General features: G+C 43.9%; 9 protein-coding genes. 3 read left to right on the forward strand and 6 right to left on the reverse strand.

Features of this window, described 5'->3' with window-relative positions:
- Positions 1-73: 73 nt before the first annotated feature.
- From QUA10_RS23860 to QUA10_RS23875, 5 genes are all read right to left on the reverse strand, one after another.
- Positions 74-601, reverse strand: coding sequence for a hypothetical protein (locus QUA10_RS23860; RefSeq protein WP_333084962.1), 528 nt, complete (start codon positions 599-601; stop codon positions 74-76).
- Positions 602-682: 81 nt separating this feature from the next.
- The gene (locus tag QUA10_RS23865) at positions 683-3397 is read right to left on the reverse strand and encodes a cation-transporting P-type ATPase (protein WP_333084963.1); all 2715 of its coding nucleotides are present in this window, start codon (positions 3395-3397) and stop codon (positions 683-685) included.
- Positions 3398-3569: 172 nt separating this feature from the next.
- Positions 3570-3848: a transposase gene (locus QUA10_RS29185; protein ID WP_445243604.1), complete on the reverse strand. Its 279-nt coding sequence runs from the start codon at positions 3846-3848 to the stop codon at positions 3570-3572.
- Positions 3826-4104: a transposase gene (locus QUA10_RS23870; protein WP_333084964.1), complete on the reverse strand. Its 279-nt coding sequence runs from the start codon at positions 4102-4104 to the stop codon at positions 3826-3828. The genes QUA10_RS29185 and QUA10_RS23870 overlap by 23 nt, the downstream gene beginning before the upstream one ends.
- Positions 4105-4124: 20 nt before the next feature.
- A complete protein-coding gene (locus QUA10_RS23875) occupies positions 4125-5615 on the reverse strand; it encodes an IS630 transposase-related protein (RefSeq protein WP_333084965.1) in 1491 nt (496 codons plus the stop codon).
- Positions 5616-5873: 258 nt separating this feature from the next.
- On the opposite strand from QUA10_RS23875, the gene QUA10_RS23880 reads away from it, so the two are divergent.
- Genes QUA10_RS23880 through QUA10_RS23890 form a run of 3 tightly spaced genes read left to right on the forward strand, consistent with a single transcriptional unit; the run spans position 5874 to position 11430 of the window.
- The gene (locus QUA10_RS23880; protein WP_333084966.1) at positions 5874-7124 is read left to right on the forward strand and encodes a hypothetical protein; all 1251 of its coding nucleotides are present in this window, start codon (positions 5874-5876) and stop codon (positions 7122-7124) included.
- Between the two features lie 13 nt (positions 7125-7137).
- Positions 7138-9672 (forward strand): GTPase, encoded by a 2535-nt coding sequence (locus QUA10_RS23885; protein ID WP_333084967.1) that lies wholly within the window; start codon positions 7138-7140, stop codon positions 9670-9672.
- Positions 9673-9678: 6 nt separating this feature from the next.
- On the forward strand, positions 9679-11430 hold the full coding sequence (locus tag QUA10_RS23890; protein ID WP_333084968.1) for a GTPase: 1752 nt from the start codon (positions 9679-9681) through the stop codon (positions 11428-11430).
- A gap of 65 nt (positions 11431-11495) precedes the next feature.
- On the opposite strand, the gene QUA10_RS23895 is transcribed toward QUA10_RS23890, so the two are convergent.
- Positions 11496-12251 (reverse strand): type II toxin-antitoxin system antitoxin SocA domain-containing protein, encoded by a 756-nt coding sequence (locus QUA10_RS23895; RefSeq protein ID WP_333084969.1) that lies wholly within the window; start codon positions 12249-12251, stop codon positions 11496-11498.
- Positions 12252-12408: the final 157 nt, after the last annotated feature.

Below are 12408 nucleotides of genomic sequence, written 5' to 3' on the forward strand. Positions count from 1 at the left end.
CTTGGTAATTTACTTTCATACAATCGTCCTTTTGCTAGAAGTGCTATTGTAGCATATTTTTGGAGAAGTGGTATTAGGTAGCATCACAGACACGCCACGTCAGAATCTCCCAACGTTTAAGGACAGGTTCAGCAATCACGATCTCATTTTCTTTTGCCTCCATGACGATCAAATAATCTCCCTGGTTAAATCTGCCGTTGTAAATTCTTGCTTGTTCTTCTGGCACAAACCATCCTTGAAGTGCGCCATATAGACCGCCAGCAGTTGCAGCAATCCCACTTCCAACGAAAGTTGCTAAAAGGCTTTCAACCGCTAATGCCTGACCAATACCGGGAATTAGCAGGCTGCTGAGTCCAACAATTAACGCTAATGAACCTAGTCCTATGCTGCCTAAGATCGCGCCTACTTGTGCGCCTGTTGCTCTTGTGATTAAAATTTGCTGCACTCCCAGAGAGTCCAAATCATCATGGTCAGAAGGTTTAGCAATCACTGAAATCTTGTGCATGGGGAAGCCCCGGCTTTTTAGCTCAACTAGCGCCTGCTCTGCGTTTCGATGATTAGTAAATAGGCCGCTAGCACGTTTGAGGTTTTGGTAATTCATGAGAAACATTCAATATTCAACGCTACAAAGTTGGTAAATAGTGTGTAAACTTGCTGGCAATAGACGCATCACAAAAACCACTTAGTTCAGAGGTGCAAAACGCTTTAGCAAAGCTGACAAAGGAATCATGGGCAGTCCGAATCCGATACAAATTAAGCCTTGGATTAGGTTCAAAGCTTCTGTGTCGAATAACTGATTCATAATGCCCAATTGGCTAAACAGGAATTGGAGAATGAAAATAGCCCCAATGCCGATCGCTACCGCATAGCCAACTGATTCATCTTTACCGCGTAGTTTGGCGACGATCGCCGGAACGAAGCGACTGATACTTAATAGGTAAAAAGCTTCGGCCGCCACCAATGCTTGAATTGCCATCGTCCGGGCTAGAGCTTCATTGCCTGTGGTTTGGACGATCCATTCAAACATCCCAAAGATCGCAATCCAGTTAAACACTGAAACTGTCAGAATGCGAGCCGTCAGCCTGCGAGACAGCAGCGGTTCATTGGCCGGTCGAGGTGGATGTTGCATGACATCGGGAGAGGGCGGCTCAAATGCCAACGGTAAACTCAACGCAACTGAACTGACCATATTCAGCCAGAGAATTTGTACTGGCAAAATGGGTAGCGGGGTTGCCAGAAGTACGGCAATCAAGATGGTCATGGACTCTCCACCATTCACGGGCAGGATGAAGGCGATCGCCCGCAGCAGATTCTTATAAACCGTGCGTCCTTCCTCAACTGCTTTCTCGATCGAAGCAAAGTTGTCGTTTGTCAACAGCATATCCGCTGCTTCTTTTGTAACTTCGGTGCCTGTAATACCCATCGCTATCCCAATGTCAGCTTGCTTCAGGGCGGGAGCATCGTTAACTCCATCTCCAGTCATCGCCACAATCTCGCCCTTAGACTGAAGTGCTTCGACAATGCGGAGCTTTTGCTCTGGTGCGACACGAGCAAACACGCAGCTTTGTTCAACAGCATTGGCGAATTGCTGCTGGTTCATTTGAGCGAGTTCTTGACCGGTAAAAACGGGAGCCTCTTGGGTTTGATTTAGTCCCATTTGGTGAGCGATCGCTGCTGCTGTTTTGGCATGATCGCCCGTAATCATCTTGACCTGAATTCCCGCAGATCGACAGGCTTGAATCGCTTGAATCGCTTCGGGGCGAGGCGGGTCGATCATGCCTTGCAGACCCAGAAAAGTTAACCCTTGCTCAATATCAGAATGCTCAATTGAAGATTGAGAAGCGGGTACAACTTTCTTGGCAAGTGCCAGAACTCGTAACCCTTTTTTCGCCATTCTGTCCACGGTTTGCTCGATCGGCACGGCGTTGATGGATCTCGCCTCTCCCTCTTCATCGAGCATCTGGTGACACCGCTTCAGAATTGCCTCAATTGAACCCTTGACATAAATCAACCGTTCTGGATGATCGTCATGTAAGGTTGCCATGTATTGAAACTGAGATTCAAACGGCAGTGTATCGACCCGGGAAAACGCTTCCTCCAGTTTCTCAGTAATTAACCCCGCTTTTTGGGCTACCGCAACCAGCGCCCCTTCCGTTGGACTACCGACTAAAGTCCAGTTTCCATCTTGCACCTCTAGATGCGAATCGTTGCACAAAAGTCCTGCTTGCAAGCATTCATATAAAGCAGGTGCGATCGTCAAATCAACGGAATTTCCATTTACAGAAATTTCCCCGTCTGGTGCATATCCTCCACCGCTAACCCGATATCGCTTTCCACCGGCATCAATCTCCTGAACAGTCATTTGATTCTCAGTCAAGGTTCCGGTTTTGTCGGAACAAATCACGGTGGTGCTGCCCAGCGTCTCAATTGCCGGAAGTTTGCGAATAATGGCGTGCTGCTTTGCCATCCGGGAAACCCCGATCGCCAGTGTCACCGTTAAAATCGCGGGTAAGCCTTCAGGAATTGCGCTGACGGCAAGCGCCACAGATGCCTTGAACACCTCAACCCAAGAAAATCTCTGGGCAATGCCTGCAGCAAACGTGAAGGCAGCCAAACCTAAAATGACATAGAGCAAGGTTTTGCTAAATTTGTCAATTTTGCGACTCAGTGGGGTTTCCAGTGTGGTACTTTGCTGCATGAGTTGGGAGATGTGTCCGGTCTCGGTCATGTCACCAATGCTGACGACGAGTCCGCGTCCCTGTCCAAACGTTACCAGGCTTCCGGTATACGCCATGTTTGTGCGATCGGCCAGTGCAGCGTCTGCCTCTAGCGCCTGGGATTGCTTCTGAACCGGGACAGATTCTCCCGTTAACGCTGATTCATCAACCTGTAAGTCACGGACTTCGATCAGCCGTAGATCCGCAGACACTTTATCCCCAGAAGACAGCAAGACGAGATCGCCAGGAACCAGTTCACTGGATGAAACTACTTGCTTTTGACCGTGGCGGAGAATGGTTGCCTCAGTTGCAACAGATTTTGCTAAAGCGGCGATCGCATTCTCTGCCTTTGACTCTTGAACGAAACCAATGGTGGCATTCGTCAGAGCAACCCCAAAAATTACCCCTGAATCAATCCACTCTTTCAGAAATGCTGTTACTATCCCAGCAGCTAACAAAATGTAGATTAGCGGCTGATTCAGTTGCTGAAAAAATCGCAACCAGGCACTTTGCTGCTTCTGAGCCGTTAGTTGATTGGGGCCGAGGATCTCGCGCCGCTCCGCTGACACCTCAGAAGATAGACCTATTTCCAGATCAGTCTCTAAAATCCGAGCCACTTTCTCGACAGAGAGGTGATGCCAAGAGTGTTCTACTAATTTTTCTACATTCGTTGCAGTCATAACGTTTCTTGTCAAGCCAACTGCTTATTTATTATTTCGTCTTGTTTCTAGCGTCATTGATGAAAGTGAGGGAAAAGTGAGCGACTAATTTCTGTTACTCACATTTGGATCACATTTGCTCCCTATACTTATGCAGAGAACCGATTAAGATAACTTACAGCGTATTCCAGGTTTATGAAGTACAGTAGCAGCAGCTTTTAAAATAATTTTTGAAGTGTTTAATATTAACCAAATCAAGCGCAGTGGCCAGTAAAACGTCAACCATCTTAGTAGTGGTTGCCGAGAAGTGACGTAAAAAAGCTTTCAGTTGTGACCACCATAATTCGATTGGGTTAAAGTCAGGAGAATAAGGTGATAAATTCAGGACACTCCCACCAGCCGCTTGAATCAAGGGTTCAATTACTGCCAACTTATGGGCTGGGAGATTATCAATTGACTTCAACTGCACCATCCCATAAGTTAGGCACTAAAAAATGTTCAATAAATACTTCAAAGGCCTTGCCATCCATTGACCCATTTAGCGTCATTAATCCTACTACTTTCGTCAAGCTAATTGCTCCGACAACTGTGACTTTTGCACCCCGATAAAAGGGTTTTAAATCGTAGACTCTACTGCCAGATAGTGAACGTGCATGGGTTCGGATCAACCCCAATAAAACGCCCATTTCATCCAAAAAAACGAGGTTGTCCGGGTTGATGTTTTTCACTTTTTCCCAATACTCACATCTCAAAATTTGCACTCTTTCTGTGGCCGCCTGACTACTGCGGATTGTTTTTTTTTTCGCGTCAAATTTAGCTTTTTGAGTTCACGACACATCATACTAGGGCTGACAGACTCCTTGTGCGTCGATAGCCAATATTCACAATATTCTGACAATGTGCTATCAGGATATTTTTCTACCATTTCCGTCAATTGAGTTGTGTGCGAGTGTAACACACTTTTAACGCTTCCACCTGGTTTTTTGGGTTGAACATGACCCGTCACTTGTTTTTGTTTTAGGATTTTCTGGACAAAAGCTTTACTCACATCAAATCTGGCAGCTACTTTGCGAATGGATGTATCACATTGTTCATAAGCTTTAACTATTTTTTCACGAAACTCGATCGAATAAGGTTTCATTTTTTTGCACAAATCTACTAAAATTAGTGTACCACACTCACCTGGAATATGCTGTAAGTCTTGAATCATAGTTGCAACTATATTTAACCATAGGGGATTGCCTCGGTAAAGGTCGATTAGTTCTGACCATTTCTCCGGTTCTGCTAAACCTTTTTCTCTAAAGATTTCTTGTGCTTCGGGGCCTAAGCCGTTGAGTTGCAGAGTTTTGCAGGGGCGGTTTTCGCTTTCTAAGGTAGCGATTTCTCTGGGTTTTTCCCAACTCAGGAGAATTAAGCAACTGTTGTGGGATGATTCTGCTATTTGTTTAAAGAATGCGCCGTAATTTTCATATCCTGGCTGGTAATTTCCTGCGAGTTGTTGGCTGCTGAAGATTGTTTGGACATCATCGAGGATGATCAGACAGCGGTGCGATCGTAAATATTCTAGTAGGGGCAATCCCCCCGTGGTTGCCCTTTCTTCGGGATAGGGGGCGGGCACGGGGGCACCGCCCCTACAGAATTTAATTAAGTCGGTTTGGAGTGATGCCAGCGGTGGGGAGTTGCGGAGGCTTCGCCAGATAATGCGATCGAATTCGTGTTGAATTTGTGAGATTAGTTGGAGAGTAGGGGCGGTTTTGCCAATACCGGATAAGCCTAAGATGCTGATGCGGCCTAAAATCCAGTTTTCGAGGGTGGTGAGTTCGGATGTGCGGTTATAGAATAGGTTGGGTTCTGGTGCATCGGATAAGTCTAAATGTACTTTCGGTTCGGAATTGCTTGTTTTTTCGTTAAATCTATCCTTGTCTTGCGGTTCAGGTTGTAATTTTTTTGAGGATTGCGAACTATCAGCAGAGATGTTACCAATATGAATACAGCCATTGCCAAAAAGCGAGATATTGCCAACTCGTAAATTTTCCAGCTTTGCTCTAAAATTTGCTTTAGATACTTGTTCCTCGCCTAATGCAACTGATAAAAGTTTCCATAATTTAAAGCCAACCTCTTTAACATATTTCTCTGAACGGTTGTGATGCTGTGCAATTTCTTTATATTTCTGATTGTCCCAAGCGCCACGTAATATAGCTTTTTGCAGACTATCTAAATGTTTTCCCGTAGTAGTCAAAGCTAGATGGTCTACAAATTATAAAGCTTCTTCAACGTCCATCGGTCACGTAGATGCAAGGGGTTCACCTGATTGTAACCCAACTAAATATGACTTTTTCAGTAGCAACCAACTAAATGTGACTTTTTATGACCTAGTTGGGATGAAAACAACTACTAAATATGACTTTATCTGGCTTGACAAGCTTGGGTATTTAGGAAAGAATTTATACTTAAGACAACAAAAAGTTATGCTAAGCGCTAGTTGTATCTACCTGTTATGACACAACCGAATATTTTGGAACTCGCGAAACAGGGAGATGCAAAGGCGATCGCGCTTCTGCTGAACCGCCAGCTACAAGCCAAGGGCATCACCGCCGCAGCTTCCCTTAAGGATGGTTGTTTACAGGTGATGCTGGAAGCGGCAGAAGCGCCTAGCCAGCAAATATTGGCCCCGTGGGCGAGTAAGTCGATCGCTGGCTTGGGGGCTGCATCGATTGAGAAAGTCAAGGTTTACGGCCGACAGACGGGGGCGAAGGTGCCGGCGTGGAGTCAAGAGTTTGAAGTGGCGGGGCAAAAATTGCCTGTTGCAGATGTTACAGAGGGGCGGGCAAGTTATAGTGATAATACGGAGTCAAATCAGCTTAGTTTGAAGGAACGGGCTAAGCTTGGGGATGTGGAGGCGATCGCCAGTCTGTTAAATCTTCCGTTGCAAAACAAGGGAATTACGGCGACTGCGAGTTTGCAAGATGGTTGTTTGCAAGTGATGCTGGAGTCGGATGTGGTTCCTGATGAGGAGGTTTCTATCAGGGTTGTTCGCAGGGAGTTGACGAATTTGAAGGCGGGGGCGATCGCTTCTGTGAAGGTTTACGGGCAGCAGGCGGGTGAGGATTTTCCGGCTTGGAATAGAGAGTTTGAGCTAAAGGCAGAGGTTAGTTCAGATTCAAAAAAATTATCAACAGATAAATTTGCAAATAAACCTGAAATTTTGACTCAAGTTATTCAGTTAATGAAACAGCAAAAGTTTCAAGAAGTATTAGAAATATCTAAAAATCATCTTCAGGAGAATCCACAGAGTCAAAAAATTTTGCTGGCAGGAGGAGTTATTGTCTTAGCAGCTCTAAGCTTTAAAGGAATACCAATTGGTCAACAAACTCCATTACCTACGGTCGTTACCTCCTCTAGTGCGCCGTCACCAACCAGCGATCCAGTAAAAGATTCAGCTACAAAGTTTATGGAGCAATATTTAGATGACATTGTTAACAAGGGAAATAGTGGCACTTCTTACTGGTGTAGTAAGTCTCAAGATTTTGCATCATCTTTCTTTGCACCTAGAAACGTCAAAATTCTAGATATGGTAGCATCTGATACTACCGTATCGGTTACGATTCAGCTTGACTCCAGCAACAAGGGGGGTGGGCAAATTACAAATAATTGGTTAATTTTTTTGGATAAGGAAGAAGATCAGACTAAATCCAGCACCTTGCACGATGGCTGGTGTGTTGCCTTTATCAGTGATAAATCAAAATAGTGAATAAGTTAAAATGTCTGACCTAATCTCAAAAACCACCGCACACCTAGACTACCCATTCCTATTAGTCACACACATGGTCTGTGCGGATCAGCAGATTCACAGTGAAGAGTCGAAAGCACTACGCGAACTAGCAACGCAGATCGGCGCTTCTCAACGCACTCTCGCTGAGATGGAAAAAATTCTAGCTCAAGAGGAAAACCAGCTTTCTGTAGAGGATTTAGCTCGGAAAGTGTCGCCCGGTGAGCAAAGTGAGGCCATGTCGCAAATGTTGGCGATCGCCTATGTTGACGGTTTCTGTTCAGCATTAGAACGCCAGATGGCGGAACAAGTAGCAGGGATTTGGAACTGGTCAACGGGAGAAGTACAGCGACAGTTGGCAGAAGTTGGAGCCTTCACTGATACCCGATTCATAGGCGAACACAACCAACAACAGAAAGTCTCTTTCGGTGCGCGTTTCCTTACAGGGGCTGATTCTCTACTTTCACGCGCATTGGTGGATAATGTAGCAAAGCTCACTGGGAGTGAGCAAAAAGTTGAGCAAATACGCCGGGAAATCCTGTTAACGGGGCCAGAATATGATGAGGCGATTCGTCAGTGTGCAGTCATCGCTGATGAAGATTACAAATTTGCCGAATTGGCACTTAAAAGAGCTTTACTAGCACTTTCCAATTTGGGCAAAAATATTCAACTGGCTATCGAAGACATCAAACATAAAACAGGTGGTAAAGGTCAAGCTACCACTGCTAAGGAAGTCGCCAAGCAACTTGAGGATACTAGAAACTCTCTGAGTGCCGAGATTATTAAAGAAATGGAGAGTGTACGGGAGTCGCTTCGGGCCAAGGAACGCGCTCTCAATCATTTCAGCATCACCTTTATGGGCAGAACTAAGGCGGGGAAAAGCACTCTTCACGCCATAGTTACAGATGATGGATGGGATGCGATAGGTGTAGGAAAGCAGCGCACAACTAGGTTTAATCGGGTGTACGAGTGGAAGAATATTCGCATCATTGATACTCCTAGGATTGGTGCTCCGGGTGGCAAAAGTGATGAAGAAATTGCTAAAAGTATTATCGACGAGTCAGATGTAATTTGTTATGTCGTGACAAATGACAGTATCCAAGAGAGTGAGTTTGCTTTCTTGCGGTTACTAAAGGAAAAAGCCAAGCCATTAATTATTCTACTGAATGTCCATAAGAACCTGCGCGACTCTCGCTGGTTGGAGCATTTCTTAAAGAACCCCGATAAAATGTTTGTGATGGATGGTCAAAGTGGTCTAGGCGGACACATTGATCGTATCCGTCGCTACGCTCAAGAGCATTATGCTAATGACTATTTCAATATTGTTCCTGTGATGCTGTTGGCGGCGCAGCTTTCCCGCGAACCAGAACACGCAAAGAAGAAACAGGAGCTTTTTAAGGCAAGTCGGATGCAGGATTTTCTTGATTTAATTCGTGTATCTCTGGTTAATCATGGGGCAATTCGTCGCTCTCAAACTCTGCTTGGTTCTACCGTAGGTGCAATTGATAATCCTTATAAGTGGGTAAATCAACAAGCTTTAGTCTATGAAAAATTGACAGAGACGCTGAAAAATAAACGTCAGACGATCGAAAAGCAAATCCATAGAGCTGGAAGGGACAGCCGTGAATCTTTACAGCAACAAATCGTATCAATTTTTCAAGATGCTATCAATGCTATTCCATCCTTTGCTGAGGCTTATTGGGAATCCAAGGAAAATCAAATGAAGTCTGGATGGGAACAAAAATTAAAGTCTATCCGATTTGAGGAACGCCTGAAAGCCGCATATCTAGAGAATGGCGAAAAATTTAACCAAGAAGTTCAGGAAGTTCTTGAAGAAGTCGGAAATGAATTAAAACTGATTGCTCAACTAGAAGGTGGGAACTTTCAATTTGTCGAGCAGGATTCAAAGACTTTCAATAAACTAGCTTTTAAAATAGGTAGCATTCTTCTGATACCTTTAGCAGGACTAGCTTTAACACCTCTTGGTTTACCTGCGCTTGCTGCGACTGCAATCGTAATGGTTAGTGGTTTGATGATCAATTGGCTTGCCGATCGCTTTAAATCAAAAGATCAAAAGCGTGGCGAGGCTGTTAAAAACATTTCAACTTTACTAAATGAGCAATTGAGCAAGCATAAGCAAGCCACCCTCAGAGACGCTGAGGCTAACTTCAGCAAGTTTTGTGATTCTGTTGCCGTGAATATTGATGCATACTTTGAGGAATTAATTAAAAGACTAGATGAACTTGCGACTCAGCTTGAAGAAGCAAAAGAGAAGTTATCACGTGGAGAAAATTATCTAAATCGTGCTTATGCTATGCGAATCATTGACTGGTGTACTGAAGAAAACGAAACTCTCACAGATGAGCGTATCAAGGAAACCATGGTCAAAGTCGAGCGAAATTTCGGGCGTAACATGAAGATTGTCACAAAATCCAAAGTTCAGCGACTAAAATCACTAGAGGATATCAAACACATCCTTCAAGAGGATATTTCCTTTAGCAATCTCAAATCTCCCAAAAAGGACTAAATTACCATGACTCAGAACAACCCCAACTTTAAAGCTGCCGATGTTGGTGCTTATTTCAAGAAGACGCTAGTAAAGTTTGACAACTTACTGGCTCAGGGAAACACACCCGAACTAACAGCTATCCGCCAAAAAGTGCGCGATGAATTAAAAGAGTATCGAGAACAGGGGATTCTCGGAGTAGCTTTGGTAGGGCAGTACAGTGCAGGTAAATCAACCATCATTTCTGGCATGACAGGACGGCGCGATATCCGCATTGATGCTGATATTGCTACTGATAAAACTACCAATTATGATTGGAACGGCATCAAGCTAATTGATACGCCTGGACTTTTTACAGACCGCCAAGATCACGATGAGATTACTTATGATGCCATTAACAAATCAGACTTGCTGGTTTTTTGCCTCACCTATATGCTCTTTGACTCATTGACAGCAGAGAATTTCAAGAAGTTAGCCTATGAAAAAGGCTATCGCTGGAAAATGATGCTGGTTATTAATAAAATGTCTGATGAAGCAGGAGAAGAAGAGCAAAAAATTGCCAACTACCGCAAAAGTCTTGCTGATGCACTGAAGCCTTACAGTCTTGATGAATTTCCGATCTGCTTTATCGATGCCAAAGACTACTGTGAAGGCATTGATGATAAAGATGATTTTCTGACGGAAATCAGCCGCTTTCCAACTTTTATTGATGCTCTCAATCAGTTTGTAGAGCGTCGTGGCTCCCTTGCTCGTTTTGATACACCTGTCCGAATTGCTCTAAGCTGTGTTGATGAGGCTCAGTTGAGCTTTACTCGCAACTCTACCGAAGATTCTGCTTTTTTTGAAGTGCTGACCCGGTTATCTCGCACAGTGCGTAAAGAGCGCGATCGTCTCCGTACCAAGATTCATAGCATAGCACTACTATTGTCATCAGCAGTTGTTAATGAAGGAAGAATCCTAGCCTCAGCAGTTGGTGGCAAAGATAACTTTGAGATGCTTAATAAACAGGCTGAAATCAAGCTACAACAACACTATGAGAGAGCAGGGCGCGAAATGGAACAAGCTGTGAATACAGCCGTTGAGTCAATACAAGATGAAGTTAAAGATATACTGCAAAGTAAGTTAGTCCAGGCGTTTGTAGCCCGTTTGCAGGTCAACCAAAAAGTATCTATACAAAATGAAGATAGGAATCGACTGATAGAGCAAGTTGAAATGCTTTTCCAAGTTGGAGAAAAAGTAGGACTTGATGTAAGTCAACTTACTGACTTAGGGACAAGAGGGTTTTTACCTACTGCTGGAGGGGGTTTTTTACGCTCTATGGATGTGGTAGGAAGCAATCTCCATAAAACTGTTTTGGGTGTCGGAGAATTTATCGGCTTTAACTTTCGACCTTGGCAAGCAGTCAACATTGCTAAAGACATAGCTAATGTCGCTATGTTTGTCGGCCCTCTTCTAACATTAGTTTCAATCGGAGCGGAATTTTATAAAGCCAAACAGGAACAGGAGCAAGAGCAGAAAATGGCTGAGGCTCGAAGCGAAATTACAAGTCAGTTTATCGCGATAGCTCAAAACCTTGAATATCAACTTGAATGGCAGTTGCGAGAATTTGAGCAACAAGTTTACGGAGAGATTGAGAAGCAAATTGCAGCCGCTCGTCTGAAGGAAGAGGAAGCGATTTCTGCTTCTAATACTTGGGTAAAACAACTGGCAGAAATCCGTAAGAATTTTGACGCGATTATCCAGTACATCACGAAGGCAACAGCTAATCCGAATACTTGAAGCTGAAAAAGCGCGATCGCCCTTAAATCGCAACTTGTCAAAAAGCGCGATCGCCCTCGCTTCCATTATTTAGAGAAGACACGACCCGAATGATATTTTTTCATCGATTCGTGAGAAATAATCCCATCACAAGATGCGTCTCTGGGTATATCTCCTCTAGCTTCTAACCAAGGCCTTTCACTGCAAATCATTCGTTCCAAAGTTTCATCATCATACTCAAAATATGCCTCCGCAACTTCTTCGAGAAATTGCCCAACTTTTTGGGGAAGTTTTGGTTGTTCGATTTTCTCTGTAATTGGTTCCCAACTAAATTGGCATTGATACTTCTCTAATAAATCAGAAATAACCGGCCCGTGAATCCCTGCTTGAAAATCTGCATCAAATAGTGGCTTACCGTAAACTCCTAAATACCAAGCTTGAGCGTAATACATTAGTTTTTGTAGCTTGTGGACGTTGATTGCTACATTAGTTTGCGCGGCTAACCAAAGCAAAGCATTTGCAATATCTCGATAGCTCAGTTTTTCTGAATTAGTTGGAACCGCAACCACTTTCAGTTTGCCTTCGGCTATCTGTTCCAATAGTTCATAAACTGACAAGTTAAATTGTCCGGCAATTTGCTCAACTCTTTGCCATATCGGAGAACTTACAGTTATTTGATATTCATTTGTTATTGAGTTAGCTTGAGTCATTGCAGTCCTTAAAGCTGACTTAAATAATTGTAGCAAACAGTGCGGAATAATGACGTAAAGGCGATCGCCCTTACATCCCAAATTGTCAAAAAGCACGTAGGTGCAACCAGCCGCAGGCAATGGGCGCAGCATCGCTATGTCTGTAGCAAATCCCCATCAGTCAAAAGTTGACACTACGAAATATTAGTCTAAAAAATACTTGACAGTGAAAATCTAGCGGTGTAGTATATAAGTAGTGCATACAATGAAAAACATGAGACTAAAAAGTTGGGAGTCTCCTCGCAGCGAG

It is taken from the genome of Microcoleus sp. Pol8_D6 (assembly GCF_036700965.1).
Lineage (GTDB): Bacteria > Cyanobacteriota > Cyanobacteriia > Cyanobacteriales > Microcoleaceae > Microcoleus.